We start from the raw sequence: 21098 nt of genomic DNA, 5'->3' as shown, positions 1-21098 counted from the left end.
GGTACCCGGGTTCCGGGCACCCGCCCCTCGGCGCGCGGCACGGGTGGACGACATGAGGGGTGGCAGGGTGGCCGGACGCGGGTACCGGAAGGCGGCCGCGGCACTGGCCGCGCTCGCGGTGCTGGGCGGCCCGCTCGCCGCTCCGGCGTACGCCGACGGCGGGACCGGCCTGGCCGCCGCGGGTGACTGCCCGAAGAACGCGCCCGACGTGCAGACCGTGCCGTGGTCGCTCCAGCGGATGCTGCTGGACGAGCTGTGGCAGGGCGGGCGGACCACGGGCAAGGGCGTGAAGGTCGCGGTCATCGACACCGGGGTCGACCGGGTCAACCAGCAGCTGGCGGGCCAGGTCGTGGCCACCGATCCGAACGTCGACAAGAGTGCCCCGACGCTGGTCGACAAGGTCCAGGAGGGCTCCAACCTGCTGGTCAACCGGGACACGAAGGAGCCGGTCCCCGGCCACTCCTACGAGGACCCGGTCGGTCACGGCACCAAGGTGGCCGGCATCATCGCGGCCCGCAGGAGCGACAAGACCGGCTTCGTCGGGCTGGCCCCCGACGCCCAGATCCTCTCGATCCGGCAGAACGACAGCGACGGCAACGGCGACGTCGCCACCCTGGTCCAGGCGATCAGGGAGGCCGTCGCCAAGGGCGCCAAGGTCATCAACATCTCCCAGGACGTGCGCGGCGCGGGTGACGCGCGCTTCGGCGGCTACCAGGAGCTGAAGGCCGCGGTCGAGTTCGCCGAGTCGAGCAAGGTCGTGGTGGTCGCCTCCTCCGGCAACGACGGCAAGGAGGGGGACACCTATCCGGGTGCCTTCCCGACCGTGCTGTCCGTCGGCGCCTCCGACCGCAACAACGAGCGTGCGCCGTTCTCCCAGTACGGCTCCTTCGTGAAGGTGGCCGCGCCGGGCGTCGACATGCTGTCCACCGTGCCCGGCAGCGGTCAGTGCGTGGACAACGGCACCAGCTTCGCCGCCCCCTACGTCTCCGGGCTGGCCGCGCTGCTGGTCGGCGCCCACCCGGACTGGAAGCCGGCCCAGGTGCGGGCCTGGATCGAGCAGACCGCCCAGCGCACCCAGCGCGACCCGGACGTCTTCGTCGGCTGGGGCGTGGTGGACCCGGTCAAGGCCGTCACCAAGGCCCCCGACGTCGCGCCGATGGCCGCCACCCCGGACGCCCCGGTTCAGCTCGCCTCCGTGCCGATCGTGCCGCGGCCGGTCGGCCTCGGCGAGACCCAGGCCGACCGCGACGGCCGCACCGCGACGTACGTCCTCGGCGTCGGCGCGCTGCTGGTGGCCCTGCTGGTCGGCGGCGGCGTGGTGCTGCGCGACCACCGGCGCAAGTCCGCCGACTGATCCGGACGTCCCGGAAAGTTCCTCCGCCACGCGTGTAACACCGCCGCCCTCCCACCGCATCGATGAAGTGTCGGGGAGGACGGACCGCGGGGGGCGGCGGACATGGGGTGGATCAGGAACGGCCGGGAGGCCAAGGACGCGGAGTTCCTGGAACTCGTCGCCGGTCGCACCAGCCACCTGTACCGCTCGGCCTGCCTGCTCACCAGCGGTGACACCCACTACGCCGAGGACCTCGTCCAGGAGGCCCTCGGGCGGATGTACGTGCTCTGGCGGCGCAGCGCCTTCACCGGCGGCCGGGAGCGGATCGCCAACCCGGCGGCGTACACCCACACCGTCATGGTGCGCACCTTCCTCGCCCAGCAGCGCCGCCGCTCCAGCGGCGAGCGGCCCACCGACGCCCTGCCGGACTCGCCGGGGCAGGACGCCGACAGCAGCCTGCGGCTGACCCTCCTGGACGCGCTCGGCCGGATGCCGCCCAAGGACCGCGCCGTCCTGGTGCTGCGCTACTGGGAGGACCGCAGCGTCGAGGAGACCGCCGAGGTGATGCGGGTGTCCTCCGGCGCCGTCCGGACCCGCACCACCCGTGCGCTGGCCCGGCTGCGCGCCCTGCTCGGCGACTCGTTGGCCGAGCTCGCCGTCCGCTGAGACCGGCCCCGGCCCCGACCGGCACTTCCCGCAACCCGCAACCCGTGACCCGTGACCCGTGACCCGTGACCCAAGGAGACGGTGAAACAGCCATGTCCGAACCGGACAAGTTCGAGGACGATCTTCTCTATGCCATCACTCGTACGGGTGAGGGCTTCCGCGCCGAGCAGGGCGGCCTGGTCGCGGGCGGCTACCAGCGCGGCCGCCGCCGCTGGCGCCGCCGCTCGACCGCCGCCCTGGTCGGCGGCGCGGCCGCGCTGGCCCTGGTGGGCACCGGCGCGGTGTACCTGGTCGGCCACCCGGCGAAGGACGCGGGCACCGTGGCCGCGTCCCCCGCCCGGACCTTCACCGCCGGCAGCGGCACCCCCGTGGCCACGCCGACGACGGCGCAGCCCTCCGCCCCGAACGTGGTCACCGGCGACGAGGTGCTGGCGACCCTCCGGGCCCTGCTGCCCAAGGGCGAGACCACCCAGGGCAAGGGACGCGGCACCGACGACGAGCAGACGAAGGGCACCTTCGCCGCCGCGGACGTGGTCTTCGACGACGGCCGGGGCAAGTCGCTGATCCAGATCGGCATCCAGAAGCACCGCCCCGGCCAGGGGCAGTCGAACAGCTGCCCGGCGGACCTGAAGCTCGCCCAGCTCGACTCCTGCACCGGGACGACCCTGCCCGACGGCTCCCGGCTCCAGCTCCTGCAGGGGTACGAGTACCCGGACAAGCGGGCCACCACCAAGGAGTGGCACGCCCTGCTGACCGGTCCGGACGGCCGGGAGATCAGTCTGAGCGAGTGGAACGCGGCCGCGGAGAAGGGTGCGCCGGACAGCCGTCCCGAGCCGCCGCTCACCCTCGACCAGCTGAAGTCGATCGTCACCGACAAGTCCTGGGACCGGGTCGTCGCGTCGGTCGGGTTCGACGGCGTCGACGTCACGGCGCTCGACCCGGGCCTGTCGCTGGAGGAGCGGGAGGCCACCCTGACCCGGCTGCTGCCGCCGGGGGTGACCGTGACCGGTCGCAGCGGCAGTCCGCTGGCGGCCACCTTCCAGCTGGCCCAGGGCCAGACCACCGGCTCGGTGGTGCTGCGGGTGGAGAACCGCGCGAAGTCCGCGGACGAGCAGGCCTACAAGGACGCGCTCACCCTGCCCGACGGGAACAAGGTGCTCACCCGGGGCGGCCCGGACGGCGCCGACAAGATGCCGCTCACCGTGAACGCCCTGCACCCGAACGGCATCGCGGTGACGGCCGCCCAGGGCCCGAGCGGCAAGCCGCTGCTCACCGAGGAGCAGCTGCGGGCGATCGCCCTCAGCCCGGCCTGGAAGGCCGGGAAGTAGCGGTGCGAACGCGGCGGTGCCCCGGGCTTGGGGGAGGCCCGGGGCACCGCTGTGTGGGGGAGGTGGGGGAGGGGGTGGGGGTCAGTCCTGCTGGTCCTCGGGGAGGCTGATCACCCAGCGGGTGTCCTGCCGGGGGCGCAGGTAGAACAGCCAGTAGAGGGTGGCGGCGGCGGTGATGCCGCCGGTCCACAGCAGGGGCTCGGTGTCCAGCTGGGTCATCACGTAGACCAGCACGGCGATCAGGACGACCGGGACGGCCGGCCACAGCGGCATCCGCCAGGCGGCGGCGTGCTTGTGGTGGGCGCGGCGGGAGAGCAGCGCGGCGATCGCGACCAGCAGGTACATCCCGGTGACGGCGACGCCGGTGATGTTGCTCAGCAGCTCGCCCTTGACGAAGCAGAGCGCGGCGCCGGGCAGGCCGACCGCCAGGGTGGCGATCCAGGGGGAGCCGAAGCGGCCGAGGGTGCCGAAGGCCTTGTTGACCGGCTCCGGCCAGGCCTTGTCACGGGCGGAGGCGAACAGCACCCGGGAGTTCTGGATGACCATGACGATGCCGGCGTTGATGATGGCCAGCGCGACGCAGAGGCTGATGAAGGTGCCGACCGCGGAGTTGCTCCAGGCGGTGACCATGCCGGAGATGTCGCCGGAGGTGAGGGTCTGCAGGTCGGGGGCGCCCATGGTGATGGCGACGACCGGGATCAGGATGACGGCGGCGGAGATGCCGAGCGTCCACAGCACGGTGCGCGAGACGTTGCGGCGGGGGTTCTCCAGCTCCTCGGAGAGGTAGACGGCGGTGGAGAAGCCCTGGGTGATGAACAGGGCGATGCCGAGCGCGCCGACGATGGCGCCGATGCTCACCGTGGCGGTGGCGCCGCCGTCCCCGGTGACCACGCCGTGCAGCAGGCTGGGGGCGTGGTCGTTGGCGTGGGCGAAGCCGAGCACCGAGACGACGCCGGCCGCGATGACCTCCAGGACCAGGAAGATGCCGGTGATCCAGGCGTTGGCGCGCAGGTCGAGCAGGCCGGCCAGGGTGGCGGCCAGCATCACGGCGGCGCCGGTCATGGCCTTGTCGACGTGCAGCACGGGGGCCAGGTAGTCGGCGGTGCCGAGCGCGATGACCGAGGGGACGATCATCACCACGATCAGCGAGAGCACGAAGACCAGCCAGCCCATCAGCCGTCCGGCCAGGGTGCCGACCATCGCGTACTCGCCGCCGGCGCTGGGGATCAGGGTGCCGAGCTCGGAGTAGCAGAACGCGACGGCGACGCAGAGCACGGTGCCGATGGCGATGGCCAGGGCGGTGGCGCTGCCGATGCTGGAGAACAGCTCCGGCACGATCACGAACAGCGTCGACGCCGGGGTGACGCAGGACAGCGTGAGCAGTGTTCCGCCCACGACGCCGATCGAGCGCTTGAGCTGCTGGGGCGCGGCCGCCCCGGCCGCCGAGGCGGCTACGGTCTGTGGCGGGCGAAGCGTGTCGGTCATGTGGCTTCCGATCGGCTCTGTGCGGTCCTGGGGTGGGAGCGGTATCGCCTCCGCTGGCTGGTGTGCTGGGTCTCTGGTCCAGTCGCTCCCGGGCCGCAATGGAACCTTGGGCGTATTGATCGCGTCAACGTCGGAACTGCTTCGGAATCCGTTGCGGCAAAAGGCATAAACATGCGATCCGATGATCACGTTTGGTCATTGCGCCGTTTGTCCGACTTGTTACCTTGGCTGGATCGCACCTGAATCGAAGGTGAACAAAGCGCTCGGGTCGGGATTCGAAGGTGCAGATCCGATCGGACGGTGGTAGGCCCAGGCGCCTCCCGAGGGGTGCGGCCACACCCCGGCCGGGTACGGGAACCGCAGCACCCGCCCGGAAAGATCTAGGTAACGTTTCAGCACCTGGGACGACGAAGGGGCCGGACTCGCCCGAGTCCGACCCCTCCGCTCACCGTCCGTGACAGCCGGCCCGGCTAGGCCACCGGCAGCCAGCCCGTCTGGACCATCTGCCCGCTGGTCGCGCGGCGCGACACGTACACCCCGCGGCCCGGCGGCAGCGCCTGCGGCTTGACCGTCCCCAGCAGCGCGCCCTCGTCCCGGTTCCCGGAGAGGATCACGCCCTGGCCGCCCAGCTCGCGGATGCGCTGCATCACCGGCTCGTACAGCGAGCGCCCGGCACCGCCCGCGCTGCGGGCCACGATCACCCGCAGGCCGATGTCCCGGGCGAACGGGAGGAACTCGGCCAGCGGCGCCAGCGGGTTGCCCGAGCCCGTCGCGACCAGCTCGTAGTCGTCGACGATCACGAACATGTCCTTGCCGCTGTACCAGCTGCGGTTGCGCAGCTGCTCCGCGGTGACGTCCGGGCCCGGCAGGCGGCGGGAGCAGGCCCCGCGCAGCATCTCCACCACGGCCGACATGGCCGGCTGCGCGGCCGCGTACTCGACCAGGTACTCCGCCGGCACCGCGCCCAGCAGCGCGCGACGGTAGTCGCCGACCACGATGCCCGCCTGGTCCGGCGTGTAGCGCTCGGTGATCTGCTTGATCAGCATCCGCAGCACCGCCGACTTCCCGGACTCGGTGTCGCCGAAGACGACGAACAGCGGGTCGGTCTCGAAGTTGACGAAGACCGGCGCGAGCTCCGCCTCGTCCACACCGAAGGCCACACCGCGCTCCGGGTGCTCGAAGCCCTTCGGCAGCGAGTTCCCGTCCAGGACGGCCGGCAGCATCCGCACCTGCGGGGCGCGCGGCCCGCTCCAGGCCCCGCCGATCGCCGCGACCAGCCCGGCCACGCCCTCCTGCAGGTCGTCCACGCCGGAGGAGCCGTCCAGGCGCGGCAGGCCGGACAGGAAGTGCAGCCGCTCCGGGGTGATGCCGCGGCCGGCCAGCGGCGGGACGTTCTGCGCCGCCCGGCGGTCCACCTCGGACTCCATCGCGTCACCGAGCTTCAGCTCGGTGCGGTTCTGCAGCAGGTCCTTCAGCGCCGGGCGGACCTCCGCGTACCGGGCCGCGGTGATGAGCAGGTGGACGCCGTAGCCGAGGCCGCGCTGGGCGATGTCGCCGATCACCGGCTCCAGGCCCTCGAACTCCTGCTTGAAGGTGTTCCAGCCGTCGATCACCAGGAACACGTCGCCGAAGGCCTCGTCCGGCAGCTGCCCGGCCGCCCGACGGGCCCGGTAGGTGCCGATGGTGTCGATCCCGGCGACCCGGAACAGCTCCTCGCGGCGGTTCATCACCCCGTGCACCTCGGAGACCATCCGGCGCACCTTGTCCACGTCCAGGCGCCCGGCCACCCCGCCGACGTGCGGCAGCCCGGACAGCGACCCGAAGCTGCCCGCGCCGAAGTCCAGCAGGTAGAACTGCACTTCGAGCGGGGTGTGGGTGAGGGCGAACGAGGCCACCGTGGTGCGCACCACGGTCGACTTGCCCGAGCGCGGGCCGCCGACGACCAGGCCGTGGCCGGCCGCCCCCGCGTAGTCGACCTCCAGGATGTCCGTCTTCTGCTCGCGCGGCTTGTCCACGATGCCGATCGGCGCCCGCAGCCGGCCCACCGGGTAGCCGGTGGCGGTCAGCCCGCGCTCGGGCGCGACCTGCAGCGGCGGCAGGAGGTGGTCCATGCTCGGCGCCTCCTCCAGCGGCGGCAGCCACACCTGGTGCGCGGCCGGGCCCTGGCCGGACATTCGCTGGACGAACACGTCCAGCACGGTGTCCACCAGCGCGTCGTCCTGCTCCGGTACCGGCGGCGCCTCCTCCTCCACCGGGTCCGGCAGCTCCACGAAGGCCGCGGTGAACTCCACCGGGCGCGCGGCGACCCGCCGCCCGCCGGTCGACCGCTGCTGGCCCGGCGCCCGGTAGGGCCCCGAGACGTAGGCGGCCTTGAACCGGTCCATCACGTCCTCGCCGAACTTGAGGTAGCCCACGCCCGGCACCGGCGGCAGGTGGTAGGCGTCCGGCACGCCGATCGCCGCCCGCGACTCCGCCGCGGAGAAGGTGCGCAGGCCGATCCGGTACGAGAGGTAGGTGTCCAGGCCGCGCAGCTTGCCCTCCTCCAGGCGCTGCGAGGCCAGCAGCAGGTGCACGCCCAGCGACCGGCCGATCCGGCCGATCTGGATGAACATCTCGATGAAGTCCGGCTTGGCGGTGAGCAGCTCGGAGAACTCGTCGATGATCAGCACCAGCGAGGGCAGCGGGTCCAGCGCCGCGCCGGCCGCTCGGGCCCGCTCGTACTCGTGGATGTTGGCGTAGTTGCCGGCCGAGCGCAGCAGCTCCTGGCGGCGGTGCAGCTCGCCCTCGATCGCGTCGCGCATGCGGTCGACCAGGGTGAGCTCGCCCTCCAGGTTGGTGATGACCGCGGAGGTGTGCGGCATGTCCGCCATGCCGGAGAAGGTCGCACCGCCCTTGAAGTCGGCGAGGACGAAGTTCAGGATCTCCGAGGAGTGCGTCATCGCCAGCGCCAGCACCAGGGTGCGCAGCAGCTCCGACTTGCCGGAGCCGGTCGCGCCCACGCACAGGCCGTGCGGGCCCATGCCCTCCAGCGCGGCCTCCTTGATGTCCAGGTAGACGTGCTCGCCGTTGGCGCCGACGCCGATCGGCACCCGCATCCGCTCGTGCTGGGCGCGCTGGCGCCAGCTGCGGTTCGCGTCGAAGGAGCCCGGGTCCCCGGAGTTCATCATGTCGGTGAAGTCCAGGTTGGACAGCAGCGGCTCGTCGTCCCCGCCGGCCGACACCCGGTACGGCGCCAACTGCCGTGCCAGCGCCTCGGACTGCCACACCGAGAGCAGGTCCGGCTTGCCGGTGTACGTCGCGCCGGAGGCCGAACGCAGCACCAGCTCCTCGGCGTTGACCGTCACCATCAGGTGCCCGCTGGGCTCGTCGACCTCGCCCGGGACCACCTCGATGACGGTCACGCCCTGCACGCCCTCCGGGCTCGCCAGCAGCGAGTCGTGCGGCACCCCGGCGCCGTCCATGACGACCACCAGGTGCGGCTGGTCCGCCGAGGGCGACGCGTCCCGGACGAAGCGCTGACGCCCGGCCAGCTCGTCCTGCAGCAGGTACTCCAGGTCGCCCAGGTCCGCGGCGAACAGCCGGCGCGAACCCGCGCCGTCGGCCTCCTTGCGGTGCTGGTTGTGCGGGAGCCACTTGGTCCACTCCCACTCCTCGGCCGCGCCGGGAGCCGCCGCGACCGCCACCAGCAGGTCGTCGGGCGAGTGCAGGGTGGTCAACTGGGCGATCATCGCCCGCACGTTGCCGTACACCGAGTCCGGGTCGCCGCACACCGTGATGTGGTAGAACGCCCGCAGCGACACCGCCAGCGGCAGGTCGTGCAGGGTGCCGTGCGCCTTCAGGAAGGAGTGCATGGCGGCCGCCGACAGCGGCTCCAGCTCGTCCATCGGCGCGGTCTGCGGCGCCACCAGCGGCGTGGACAGCTGCACCGGTCCGAGGCCCACCCGGATCTGCGCGAAGTCGCCGTCCGCGGTGCGCCGTTCCCACAGCCGCCGGCCGTCCTCGACGATCGACCACAGCTGGTCCGGCGCCGGGTTCAGGAACAGCAGCGCGCCGCGCTGGCGCTCCGCCGTGCGGCGCACCTGGCGGCGTGTCTGCTGCAGGTACTTGAGGTAGTCGCGGCGCTCGTCCGCCATCGCGGTCGAGCCGCCCTTGCGGGCCCGCACGATCTGGGCCAGCACCATGCCGACCGTCGAGGCGATCATCAGACCGCCCATGATCTTCATCGGGGCGGCCGCGCCGGGCGAGAAGAAGAACACCGCCGAACCGCCCATGCCGAGCATCGGCAGGATGCTCATCAGCCAGTCCTCGCCGCCCTGCCGAGGCAGTTCGGGCGGGCTCACCAGCTCCACCGGCTCGTCCGGCACGGTGGGCGGATAGGCCCTGGCCGGTCGCTTGACCGTGATCACACCCATGTGTCATCCACCCCGTGGCGTCGATCGATCACTTCGGCATCAGCCCTCACGCGACTGCGTACGGTCCGTACGGGAATCCGGCGGCTGAGGACGCCCCACACAGCGCAGCCCCCGTACCTTTGCGCAGGCGCCGATCCTAACGGTCGCTCCCGCACCGCCCGCCAGGCCCCGGTCACCAACCGAGCGGGTAGGGTAACGCCGCGCCAATTCGCGGCCCGGTCGGGCCGGTTCCACAGCCACACCGAGCGCCGCCGTGCCTCGGCACCGTCAACAAGGGGGAGCGCCACGTGCGTCGAAGGAACGAGGTGCGGCTCATGAGCGAGCGGAGCGGGCTCCTCATCGAACGCCGCGCACTGTGCGGAGCGCCTGCCGGGCGAAGCGAGGCCGGAGCATGAGCAGTGCTGCTGCCGCGACCGGCTACTGCCGGGTGACGGTCGTCGCCCCGGACCGCCGCATCGACGTCGCCCTGCCCGAGGACGTCCCGCTCGCGGACGTCTACCCCGAGGTGCTGCGGCTGGCCAACCAGAGCCAGCCCGACGGCACCCCCACCGGCTTCCACCTGGTCCGCCGCGACGGCACCGTCCTCGACAGCGGCCTGCCGCTGGCCGCGCAGCAGGTCCGCGACGGCGACCTGCTCGCGCTGCGCCCCTTCGCCGAGTCGCTCCCGCCCGCGGTCTACGACGACGTCGCCGACGCCATCGCCAGCGCCGTCGAGGCCGACCGCCGGTTCTGGTCCGCCGAACTGATGCGCGGCTTCGGCCTGATCGGCGCCGGGGTGCTGCTCACCCTGCTCGGCTTCGCGCTCTGGTTCTCCGACCTGCGCCACGACATGCACGGCCTGCCCGGCGTCCTGGCCTGCGTCACCGCCGTCGTGCTCACCGCGCTGGCCGGTGTGCGCGCCCGGGTCTACCAGGACGCCCACGCCGCCCTCGCGCTCGGCCTCGGCGCGCTGCCGCACGCCATGATCGGCGGCAGCGGCGTCATCGCCGTCGCCCATCCGTGGGACGGCCCCGGCCGGCTCCAGTTCCTGGCCGGCTGCGTGGCCGTCCTGGTGGTCGCCGTGCTGCTGACCGGCCTGCTGCCGGAGAAGGACGCGGTGTTCGTCGCCGCCGCCCTGGTCGCCGCCGCCGGCGCGCTCGCCACCTTCGCCGCCGTCCTGATGCCCGGGACCCCGGCCGGCCACATCGCCGCCGTCACCGGTGTCGCCGCCGTCGCCGCCGTCGGCTTCCTGCCCAGCCTCTCCGCCCGCTTCGCCCGGCTGCCGGTCGGCTTCAGCGCCCCCGGCCAGACCCGCACCCGCAGCCGCGACTACGACGAGGAAGCCGAGCGCGCCGAGGCCGTCCAGTACGAGAGGATCGCCCACCAGGCCCGCCGCGGCCACGAGGTGCTGGTCGGCCTGGTCGGCGGCTGCGCCGCGGTCGTGGTCGGCGCCTGCGCCGTCCTCGGCTTCACCGACGAGACCTTCCCCGAGCTGCTCGCCCTCGCCCTGGGCCTGGCCACCATGCTGCGGGCCCGGCTGTTCCGCTACACCGCGCAGGTCCTCAGCCTGACCGTGGCGGGCCTGCTCGGCCTGTGCCTGCTGATCGTCGGACTGTCCCTGCACACCCCGCAGTTCTTCCTGCGGGTGGCGGGCTCCACCACCCAGCTCGACCTGCGCACCGTCTGGCTGGCCGCCTGCATCGCCTTCGGCGCCGCGCTGCTCGTCGCGATCGCCCTGGTGGTGCCCCGGCTCGGCGTCTCCCCGTTCTGGGGGCGCATCCTGGACCTGGTCGACAGCCTCACCCTGATCGCGCTCGTCCCGCTGGCGCTCGCCGTCCTGGACATCTACCGGCTGGTCCGCGGCGCCACCGGCTGACCAGGCCCGCCCCCGGTGCCGCCCCCGGGCCCCGCTCCGCGGAGGAGCGCGCGCGACCCCTCCGGGCCGCCGAACGGCCGGGTGGGCGGCACTGGTACGCTTGGCCTTCGAGCGCAGCCGTGTGTCCGCCGCCCCTCCGTGGGCTGCAGAGTGCCGGCCGCGCTCACGACACCGAGTTCTCGATGAGTCCTGTGTTGTCGACCAGGACCGCTCGGTACACCCGAAGGAGTTGCAGTGGCTCTCGCCTCTGACGTCAAGAAGCAGATCATCGCCGAGTTCGGCCAGAAGGAGGGCGACACCGGCTCCCCCGAGGTCCAGGTCGCCATGCTCTCCCGCCGCATCTCGGACCTGACCGAGCACCTCAAGCTGCACAAGCACGACCACCACTCGCGCCGCGGCCTGCTGATCCTGGTCGGCCAGCGCCGCCGCCTGCTGCAGTACCTGGCCAAGAAGGACATCGAGCGCTTCCGTACGCTCGTCGACCGCCTGGGCATCCGCCGCGGTGCCGCCGGTGGCGCCCGCTAAGACCGCCGCTCGGGGCGGCTCCCCACACCGGGGAGCCGCCCCTCGCGCGTATGCCGCGGCCGTCCGGCCGCGGCGCCCTGACATAACAACTCGCGCGCACCTCCCCAGGTGGCCGAGGATTGCACCGTAGGGTTGTGGGCATGCCGGGTGATGGCGCACCAGAGCGCCACCCGGGCAGACAGACCCCAACCCCCCGCGGGACGAAGGCTTCAAACGGAAGCCGCCCGCATCCGAGAGAGCGTCCAGACGCGGAACGCCCGTCCCGGCCCGGCAGCCGTGAGGCGCCGGTCCTCGGTAGTGGCCGTCGGAACCCCCGCAGACCGAGCGGGGCACTCCGGAGGCTTCGATCGAAGACCGGCCCGACTGCCGCCCTCCCTGACGAGGGCACCCAGGGCCACTCGACAGGCAGTGCGCGGGGACGCTCTCCCGGAGACGTACGAAAGAGGAGATCTTCCAGGTGGAAGAGAACGTGTTCTACGCCGAGGCCGTGATCGACAACGGTTCCTTCGGCACCCGTACCATCCGCTTCGAGACCGGCCGCCTGGCCCGTCAGGCCGCCGGCTCCGCCGTGGCCTACCTGGACGACGACACCATGGTGCTGTCGGCCACCAGCGCGTCCAAGCAGCCGAAGGAGCACTTCGACTTCTTCCCGCTGACCGTGGACGTCGAGGAGCGGATGTACGCCGCGGGCCGCATCCCCGGCTCGTTCTTCCGTCGCGAGGGCCGGCCCTCCGAGGACGCGATCCTCACCTGCCGCCTGATCGACCGCCCGCTGCGCCCGTCCTTCGTCAAGGGCCTGCGCAACGAGGTCCAGGTCGTCGTCACCGTGATGGCGCTCAACCCCGACCACCTGTACGACGTGGTCGCGATCAACGCCGCCTCCGCCTCCACCCAGCTGGCGGGCCTGCCGTTCTCCGGCCCGATCGGTGGCGTCCGCGTCGCGCTGATCAACGGCCAGTGGGTCGCCTTCCCGACCCACAGCGAGCTGGAGTCGGCCGTCTTCGACATGGTCGTCGCCGGTCGCGTCCTGCCGGACGGCGACGTCGCGATCATGATGGTCGAGGCCGAGGCCACCGACAAGACCATCAAGCTGGTCGAGGGCGGCGCCGAGGCGCCGACCGAGGAGGTCGTCGCCTCCGGCCTCGACGCCGCCAAGCCGTTCATCAAGGTCCTCTGCGCCGCGCAGTCGCAGCTGGCCGCCCAGGCCGCCAAGCCGACCGGTGAGTTCCCGGTCTTCCTGGACTACCAGGACGACGTCCTCGCCGCGCTGACCGCCGCCGTCAAGGACGAGCTGGCCCAGGCCCTGACCATCCCGGGCAAGCAGGAGCGCAACACCGAGCTGGACCGCGTCAAGGCGCTGGCCGCCGAGAAGCTGCTCCCCGAGTTCGAGGGCCGCGAGAAGGAGATCAGCGCCGCCTACAACGCGCTGACCAAGAAGATCGTCCGCGAGCGCGTCATCACGGACAAGGTCCGCATCGACGGCCGCGGCGTCACCGACATCCGCACCCTGGCCGCCGAGGTCGAGGCCATCCCGCGGGTGCACGGCTCGGCCCTGTTCGAGCGCGGCGAGACCCAGATCCTGGGTGTCACCACGCTGAACATGCTCCGCATGGAGCAGCAGCTGGACACGCTCTCCCCGGAGACGCGTCGCCGCTACATGCACAACTACAACTTCCCGCCGTACTCCGTCGGCGAGACCGGCCGCGTGGGCTCGCCCAAGCGCCGCGAGATCGGCCACGGCGCGCTGGCCGAGCGGGCCATCCTGCCCGTGCTGCCCTCCCGCGAGGACTTCCCGTACGCCATCCGCCAGGTCTCCGAGGCGCTCGGCTCCAACGGTTCCACCTCGATGGGCTCGGTCTGCGCCTCGACCATGTCGCTGCTGAACGCCGGTGTGCCGCTGAAGGCCGCCGTCGCCGGCATCGCGATGGGCCTGATCTCCCAGGAGATCGACGGCGAGACCCACTTCGTCACGCTGACCGACATCCTCGGCGCCGAGGACGCGTACGGCGACATGGACTTCAAGGTCGCCGGTACCCGCAACTTCATCACCGCCCTCCAGCTGGACACCAAGCTGAACGGCATCCCGGCGTCGGTGCTCGCCGCCGCGCTGAAGCAGGCCAAGGACGCCCGCCTGCACATCCTCGACGTGATGAACGAGGCCATCGACTCCCCGGACGAGATGTCCCCGAACGCGCCGCGCATCATCACCATCAAGATCCCGGTGGACAAGATCGGTGAGGTCATCGGCCCCAAGGGCAAGATGATCAACCAGATCCAGGAGGACACCGGCGCCGAGATCACGATCGAGGACGACGGCACCATCTACATCGGTGCCGCCGACGGCCCGGCCGCCGAGGCCGCCCGCACCACGATCAACCAGATCGCCAACCCGACCATGCCGGAGGTCGGCGAGCGCTACCTGGGCACCGTGGTCAAGACCACGACGTTCGGCGCGTTCGTGTCGCTGATGCCGGGCAAGGACGGCCTGCTGCACATCTCGCAGATCCGCAAGCTGGCCGGTGGCAAGCGCGTCGAGAACGTCGAGGACGTCCTCGGTGTCGGCGCCAAGGTCCAGGTCGAGATCGCCGAGATCGACCCGCGCGGCAAGCTCTCCCTGATCCCGGTCATCGAGGGCGAGGAGGCCGGCGAGGCCGCTTCCGAGTGAAGCGCCGCTAGCTGACCCCTTGCGGCCCGTACGCCTCCCGGCGTGCGGGCCGCACCCCGTTGTCCACACGCTTACGTCCGCACGTGCCTTCCTCGCGTGCGTTTCCTCTGGAGGTACCCCCCGTGGCGCAGGCCCCGGCGGTAAAGCAGCGTCCCGGCACCACCCGGACCCTGCTCAAGGGCGTCGACGGCGCCGGCACGGTGCGCCGCACCGTCCTCCCCGGCGGCCTGCGGGTCGTCACCGAGACCCTGCCGACGGTGCGCTCCGCGACCTTCGGCATCTGGGTCGGCGTCGGCTCGCGGGACGAGACCCCGCAGCTCAACGGCGCCACCCACTACCTGGAGCACCTGCTCTTCAAGGGCACCGAGCGGCGCAGCGCGCTGGACATCTCGGCGGCCCTGGACGCGGTCGGCGGCGAGATGAACGCCTTCACCGCGAAGGAGAACACCTGCTACTACGCCCGGGTCCTGGACACCGACCTGCCGCTGGCCATCGACGTGGTCTGCGACATGCTCACCGGCTCGCTGATCCGCACCGAGGACGTGGAGGCCGAGCGCGGCGTCATCCTCGAAGAGATGGCGATGGCCGAGGACGACCCGGGCGACGTGGTGCACGACCTGTTCGCCAAGGTGATCTACGGCAGCGGCCCGCTCGGCCGCCCGATCCTCGGCACCCAGGAGACCATCAGGACGCTCACCCGGGACCAGATCGCCGGCTTCTACCACCGGCGCTACCGCCCCGAGCAGCTGGTCGTCGCCGCGGCGGGCAACCTCGACCACCGCAAGGTGGTCAAGCAGGTCGAGCAGGCCTTCGCCCCGGTGCTCGCCCGCTCCGACGCGGCCCCCGCCGAGGCCCGCCGCGGCGTCAAGGCGCTGCGGACGGCCGGCAAGGTCGAGGTGCTCAACCGGTCCACCGAGCAGGCCCACCTGGTGCTGGGCGTGCCCGGGGTGCCGCGGCACGACGAGCGCCGCTGGGCGATGGGCGTGCTCAACGCGGCCCTGGGCGGCGGGATGAGCTCCCGGCTGTTCCAGGAGGTCCGGGAGAAGCGCGGCCTGGCGTACTCGGTCTACTCGTACTCCTCGTCGTACGCGGACAGCGGCCTGTTCGGCATCTACGCCGGCTGCCAGCCCAAGCGGGTCGAGGAGGTGCTGCGGATCTGCCGCGCCGAGCTGGCCAAGGTGGTCGCCGACGGCATCACCGAGGAGGAGCTGCAGCGCGCGATCGGGCAGATCTCCGGCTCCACCGTGCTCGGTATGGAGGACACCGGCTCGCTGATGAACCGAATCGGCAAGGCCGAGCTCAGCTACGGGCACCACCTGTCGGTGGACGACATGCTGGCGCGGATCGCCTCGGTGACCCTGGAGGACGTCCACGAGGTGGCCCGTGATGTGCTGGGCGCGTACCGGCCGTCCCTGGCGCTGATCGGCCCGGTCAACGACAAGCGGGCCGCCAAGCTCGCCGAGCTGCTGGTGTGAGAGGACTTTCGCTATGACGCTGCGTGTCGCCGTGATCGGGGCCAAGGGCAGGATCGGCTCCGAGGCGGTCAGGGCCGTCGAGGCCGCGCCCGACATGGAACTGGTGGCCGCCCTCGGCCGCGGGTCGGCGCTGGAGGAGCTGACCGAGGCCGGGGCGCAGGTCGTCGTCGAGCTGACCCACCCGGATTCGGTGATGGGCAACCTCGACCACTGCCTGCACCACGGCATCCACGTGGTCACCGGCACCACCGGCTGGACGGACGAGCGGCTCGCCACCGTCCGCGGCTGGCTGGACCAGGCCCCGGAACTCGGTCTGCTGATCGCGCCCAACTTCTCCATCGGCGCGATCCTCGGCATGAAGTTCTCGCAGATCGCGGCGAAGTACTTCGAGTCGGTCGAGGTGGTCGAGCTGCACCACGACCGCAAGGCCGACGCCCCCAGCGGCACGGCCACCCGGACCGCGCAGCTGATCGCGGCCGCCCGTGCCGAGGCCGGCCGCCCGCCGCAGCAGGACCCGACCACCCACAGCCTGCCCGGCGCGCGCGGCGCCGACGTGGACGGGGTGCCGGTGCACGCCGTCCGGCTGCGCGGGCTGCTCGCCCACCAGCAGGTGATGTTCGGCGACACCGGTGAGACGCTCACCATCCGGCACGACTCGCTGCACCACAGCAGCTTCATGCCGGGCATCCTGCTGGGCGCGCGCAGGGTCGTCGGGACGCCGGGGCTGACCTTCGGCCTCGAACACTTCCTGGACGTGTGACCGTGGTGATTCCAGGGAGCGTGACATGACCTCTCGTACCGGCTTCTTCGTCCTGTCCGGCGTGCTGCTGCTGGTCGCCCTGCTCTGCGTGGGGGAGGGCGTCCAGCTGATCGCCACCGGCAAGCCGCTGGGCATCGGCATCGGTGTCTGCGCCTTCGTCATCCCGGTGATCGGCGTCTGGTTCCTGCGCCAGACCGTCCGCTTCGGCCGGGACAGCGAGCGGCTCGCCCGGGAGCTGGAGGCCGAGGGCGGCCTGCCGGTGGACGAGCTCAAGCGCAGCACGGGCGGGCGGATCGACCGGGCCTCGGCCGACGCGGTCTTCGCGCGCCGGCAGGCCGAGGCCGAGGACGCGCCGGGCGACTGGCGGGTCTGGTTCCGCCTCGCCGTGGCCTACGCCGACGCCGGGGACACCCCGCGTGCCCGCAAGACCATGCAGCACGCCATCAAGCTGCACAGCACCGAACCCGCAAGGAGTAACGCGTGAGCGACGAACCGACAGCCCCCAGCTTCCGCAGCGACGTGACGGTGGAGCTGGTCCGCAGCTCCGCCGCCGACTCGGACGTCATCTGGGCGGCCCGCGTCTCGACCGCGGGGGAGCAGTCCCTGGAGGCGCTCTCGCAGGACCCGGAGAAGTCCAAGGGCCTGATCAACTTCCTGATGCGGGACCGGCACGGCACGCCCTTCGAGCACAACTCGATGACCTTCTTCATCAGTGCGCCGATCTTCGTGTTCCGGGAGTTCCACCGGCACCGCAGCGGCTGGTCGTACAACGAGGAGTCCGGCCGCTACCGCGAGCTGCACCCGGTCTTCTACGTCCCGGCGGAGGACCGCAAGCTGGTCCAGCAGGGCCGCCCGGGCAAGTACGAGTTCCACGAGGGCACGCCCGAGCAGCACAGGACCACGACCGAGGCGATGGAGGCCGCGTACCGCGAGTCCTACACCCGCTACCAGGAGATGCTGGCGGCCGGGGTGGCCCGCGAGGTGGCCCGCGCGGTGCTGCCGGTCGGCCTGTTCTCCTCGATGTACGCGACCTGCAACTCGCGCTCGCTGATGCACTTCCTGTCGCTGCGGACCAAGCGGGACAACGCGACGGTGCCGTCCTTCCCGCAGCGCGAGATCGAGATGGTCGCCGAGCAGATGGAGCAGCAGTGGGCGCAGCTCATGCCGCTCACCCATGCGGCCTTCGAGAAGCACGGCCGAGTCGCCCCCTGACCTGGGACGACAGGCATATGGGCAGAGTGTCTGGCATGTCTGGATTGCGGCTTTTCTAGCCGCTCCCTACATTCGTGAGCACGGATTCCGGTGCTGCCCGAACCCCCGAGCGGGCAGCACCGGAATCCCATTGCACCGCCCGTTCCCGCCGCTCATCGCCGCTGCCCCTGTCCGAACCCTGGACCGGTGTGGAAACCGCCCCACCGCCTACGAGTAGTTTTGGACGCATGGCTCCGATCTCCACCCCCCAGACGCCGTTCGGCCGGGTCCTGACCGCGATGGTCACCCCGTTCACCGCCGACGGCGGACTCGACCTCGACGGCGCCCAGCGCCTCGCCACGCACCTCGTCGACTCCGGGAACGACGGCCTCGTCGTCAACGGCACCACAGGTGAGTCTCCGACCACCAGCGATGCCGAGAAGGCCCAACTGGTCCGCGCCGTGGTGGAGGCGGTCGGGGATCGCGCCCACGTGGTGGCCGGTGTCGGCACCAACGACACCCACCACAGCATCGAGCTGGCCCGGCAGGCGCAGGCCGCCGGTGCGCACGGCCTGCTGGCCGTCACGCCGTACTACAGCAAGCCCCCGCAGGAGGGCCTGTACCGGCACACCGTCGCCCTGGCCGACGCGACCGAGCTGCCGGTCATGCTGTACGACATTCCGGGCCGCAGCGGGGTGGCGCTGAGCCACGAGACGCTGGTCCGCCTCGGCGAGCACCCGCGGATCGTCGCCAACAAGGACGCCAAGGGCGACCTCGGCGCCGCGGCCTGGGCGATCGCCCGCTCCGACCTGGCCTGGTACTCCGGCGACGACATCCTGAACCTGCCGCTGCTGTCGGTCGGGGCCGTCGGCGTGGTCAGCGTCGTCGGACACGTGGTGGCCGGCGAGCTGCGCGCGATGATCGAGGCCCACCTGGCCGGCGATGTGGTCAAGGCCACCAGCGTGCACCAGCGCCTGCTGCCGGTGTTCAGCGGTATGTTCCGCACGCAGGGTGTGATCCTCACCAAGGCGGCGTTGGAACTCCAGGGCCTGCCGGCCGGCCCGCTGCGACTGCCGCTGGTGGGCGCGACGGCCGAGGAGATCGCGCGATTGAAGCAGGATCTCGCCGCCGGCGGGGTACACCTCTAAGCAGACACAGACGTGCGCGCCCCGGCTCGCCGGACCCCCGGGTCCGCCGCTGGACCGGACCGAAGGCGCGAGAGCACAGACCCAGTAGGAAAACGACACTGAGTACGCACGCCATATGTCTCCGGGGGAGGACCCCGGGCATATGGCGTGCGTCGTGAGGAGAGTCTTTTGAGCCACCCGCACCCCGAGCTCGGCGCGCCCCCGGCCCTGAAGGAGGGCGCCCTCCGTATCACTCCGCTCGGCGGCCTCGGCGAGATCGGCCGCAACATGACGGTCTTCGAGTACGGCGGCCGCATCCTGATCGTCGACTGCGGCGTCCTCTTCCCGGAGGACGAGCAGCCCGGCGTGGACCTGATCCTCCCGGACTTCAGCTACATCCGGGACCGCCTCGACAAGATCGACGGCATCGTGCTCACCCACGGGCACGAGGACCACATCGGCGCCGTCCCGTTCCTCCTGCGGGAGAACCCGGACATCCCGCTGATCGGCTCGAAGCTGACCCTGGCCCTGATCGAGGCCAAGCTCGCCGAGCACCGGATCCGCCCGTACGTGCTGGAGGTCAAGGAGGGCGAGCGCGAGCGCATCGGCCCCTTCGACTGCGAGTTCATCGCGGTCAACCACTCCATCCCGGACGCCCTCGCCGTGGCCGTCCGCACCCCCGCCGGCATGGTCGTGGCCACCGGTGACTTCAAGATGGACCAGCTGCCGCTCGACGGCCGCCTCACCGACCTGCCGACCTTCGCCAAGCTGGCCGAGGAGGGCATGGACCTGCTGCTGGTGGACTCCACCAACGCCGAGGTCCCCGGCTTCATCCCGCACGAGCGGGACATCTCGGCGGCGCTGCGGAACGTCTTCGCCAACGCCGACAAGCGCATCATCGTCGCCTCCTTCGCCAGCCACGTGCACCGCATCCAGCAGGTCCTGGACGCCGCGCACGAGTACAAGCGCAAGGTCGCCTTCGTCGGCCGCTCGATGGTCCGCAACATGGGCATCGCCCGTGACCTGGGCTACCTGAAGGTCCCCGGCAACATGGTCGTGGACGTCAAGCAGCTGGACGACCTCCCGGACAAGGAGGTCGTGCTGATCTGCACCGGTTCGCAGGGCGAGCCGATGGCCGCGCTGTCCCGGATGGCCAACCGCGACCACCAGATCCGCATCGTCGAGGGCGACACCGTCGTCCTCGCGTCCTCCCTGATCCCGGGCAACGAGAACGCCGTCTACCGGGTGATCAACGGCCTGACCCGCTGGGGCGCCAAGGTCGTGCACAAGGGCAACGCCAAGGTGCACGTCTCCGGCCACGCCTCGGCCGGCGAGCTGCTCTACTTCTTCAACATCTGCAAGCCGCGCAACCTGATGCCGGTCCACGGCGAGTGGCGCCACCTGCGCGCGGCCGCCGAGCTGGGCGTAGCCACCGGGGTGCCGCGCAACCGCGTGGTCATCGCCGAGGACGGCGTCTGCGTCGACCTTGAGGGCGGCGTCGCCCGGATCGTCGGCAAGGTGCAGGCCGGGTACGTCTACGTGGACGGCGCTTCGGTCGGCGACATCAGCGAAGCCTCGCTCAAGGACCGCAAGATCCTCGGCGAGGAGGGCTTCATCTCGGTCTTCGTCGCGGTCGACTCGACCAACGGCAAGATCATCGGTGGCCCGACCATCCAGGCCCGCGGCTCCGGCATCGGCGACAACGCGTTCGTCCCCGTCGTCGCCAAGCTCCAGGAGGCCCTGGACCGCTCGGCGGGTGACGGCGTGCTGGAGCCCCGCCAGGTGCAGCAGCTGGTCCGCCGGACCATCGGCAAGTGGGTCGCGGACAACTACCGCCGCCGGCCGATGATCCTGCCGGTCGTGGTCGAGGTCTGACGCTCGCTCGTCGAGCCCTGACGCTCGTTCGTCCCCGGCCGAGGCCGGTTTGACGTGGGGCGGCCCGGTGCGTAATGTTCTCCGGGTTGCCCCACGGGACGGCCCCTCGGAAACGGGCTCGAATCTGAATTCGAGAACGACCGGGGAAAACGGCCCGAAAAACTCTGGTAGAGTTCGGGAGCGCCGAAAGGCAAAAGCCGATTGGATGAATGAAACTCCGGAAAACGGAGCGGAAAACATCTGATAAGCTGGAAACACGAAAGAACGAAGCCCGGAGGGTCCGCTGGAAGGCGATCCGAAGGAAGCGTCCGTTCCTTGAGAACTCAACAGCGTGCCAAAAGTCAACGCCAGATATGTTGACATCCCCGGCCTCAGATTGTTCTGGGGTTGGAGATTCCTTT

General features: G+C 71.4%; 14 protein-coding genes. 12 read left to right on the top strand and 2 right to left on the bottom strand.

Annotation, left to right across the window (positions count from 1 at the left end):
* Window positions 1-52 precede the first annotated feature (52 nt).
* From ABT048_RS34025 to ABT048_RS34015, 3 genes are all read left to right on the top strand, one after another.
* Window positions 53-1354: a S8 family serine peptidase gene (locus ABT048_RS34025; RefSeq protein WP_350525450.1), complete on the top strand. Its 1302-nt coding sequence runs from the start codon at window positions 53-55 to the stop codon at window positions 1352-1354.
* A gap of 102 nt (window positions 1355-1456) precedes the next feature.
* Complete coding sequence (locus tag ABT048_RS34020) at window positions 1457-1999, top strand: SigE family RNA polymerase sigma factor (protein ID WP_350525449.1); 543 nt, start codon at window positions 1457-1459, stop codon at window positions 1997-1999.
* A 92-nt stretch (window positions 2000-2091) separates the two neighbouring features.
* Window positions 2092-3327, top strand: coding sequence for a hypothetical protein (locus tag ABT048_RS34015; RefSeq protein WP_350525448.1), 1236 nt, complete (start codon window positions 2092-2094; stop codon window positions 3325-3327).
* 81 nt (window positions 3328-3408) lie between these two features.
* Here the strand turns inward: ABT048_RS34015 and ABT048_RS34010 are convergent, their stop codons facing one another.
* Together ABT048_RS34010 and eccCa are read right to left on the bottom strand one after the other, a co-directional pair.
* On the bottom strand, window positions 3409-4812 hold the full coding sequence (locus ABT048_RS34010; protein WP_350525447.1) for an APC family permease: 1404 nt from the start codon (window positions 4810-4812) through the stop codon (window positions 3409-3411).
* Between the two features lie 470 nt (window positions 4813-5282).
* On the bottom strand, window positions 5283-9224 hold the full coding sequence (gene eccCa / locus ABT048_RS34005; RefSeq protein WP_350525446.1) for a type VII secretion protein EccCa: 3942 nt from the start codon (window positions 9222-9224) through the stop codon (window positions 5283-5285).
* A 391-nt stretch (window positions 9225-9615) separates the two neighbouring features.
* On the opposite strand from eccCa, the gene eccD reads away from it, so the two are divergent.
* The 9 genes from eccD to ABT048_RS33960 all read left to right on the top strand — a co-directional run bounded on the left by eccD (window position 9616) and on the right by ABT048_RS33960 (window position 20697).
* Window positions 9616-11079: a type VII secretion integral membrane protein EccD gene (eccD, locus tag ABT048_RS34000; protein WP_350525445.1), complete on the top strand. Its 1464-nt coding sequence runs from the start codon at window positions 9616-9618 to the stop codon at window positions 11077-11079.
* 234 nt (window positions 11080-11313) lie between these two features.
* Window positions 11314-11604 carry a 30S ribosomal protein S15 gene (gene rpsO / locus ABT048_RS33995; protein WP_030245440.1) on the top strand — a complete coding sequence of 97 codons (291 nt, stop codon included), beginning with the start codon at window positions 11314-11316 and terminating at the stop codon, window positions 11602-11604.
* Between the two features lie 457 nt (window positions 11605-12061).
* The gene (locus ABT048_RS33990; protein WP_350525444.1) at window positions 12062-14269 is read left to right on the top strand and encodes a polyribonucleotide nucleotidyltransferase; all 2208 of its coding nucleotides are present in this window, start codon (window positions 12062-12064) and stop codon (window positions 14267-14269) included.
* Window positions 14270-14391: 122 nt separating this feature from the next.
* Complete coding sequence (locus tag ABT048_RS33985) at window positions 14392-15744, top strand: M16 family metallopeptidase (RefSeq protein ID WP_350525443.1); 1353 nt, start codon at window positions 14392-14394, stop codon at window positions 15742-15744.
* A gap of 13 nt (window positions 15745-15757) precedes the next feature.
* Entirely contained in the window at window positions 15758-16504 is a 747-nt protein-coding gene (gene dapB / locus ABT048_RS33980) for a 4-hydroxy-tetrahydrodipicolinate reductase (protein WP_350525442.1), read from the top strand.
* Window positions 16505-16529: 25 nt separating this feature from the next.
* Entirely contained in the window at window positions 16530-16988 is a 459-nt protein-coding gene (locus ABT048_RS33975) for a tetratricopeptide repeat protein (protein WP_350525441.1), read from the top strand.
* Complete coding sequence (thyX, locus tag ABT048_RS33970) at window positions 16985-17716, top strand: FAD-dependent thymidylate synthase (RefSeq protein ID WP_350525440.1); 732 nt, start codon at window positions 16985-16987, stop codon at window positions 17714-17716. Before ABT048_RS33975 ends, thyX begins: the two co-directional genes overlap by 4 nt.
* Window positions 17717-17943: 227 nt before the next feature.
* Window positions 17944-18843 (top strand): 4-hydroxy-tetrahydrodipicolinate synthase, encoded by a 900-nt coding sequence (gene dapA, locus ABT048_RS33965; protein WP_350525439.1) that lies wholly within the window; start codon window positions 17944-17946, stop codon window positions 18841-18843.
* A 168-nt stretch (window positions 18844-19011) separates the two neighbouring features.
* Window positions 19012-20697, top strand: a complete 1686-nt coding sequence (locus ABT048_RS33960) for a ribonuclease J (protein ID WP_350525438.1) — start codon at window positions 19012-19014, stop codon at window positions 20695-20697.
* The last annotated feature ends 401 nt before the right edge of the window (window positions 20698-21098 follow it).

It is taken from the genome of Kitasatospora sp. NPDC096140 (assembly GCF_040303045.1).
GTDB lineage: Bacteria > Actinomycetota > Actinomycetes > Streptomycetales > Streptomycetaceae > Kitasatospora.
This window is presented reverse-complemented; position numbering and strand designations above follow the sequence as displayed.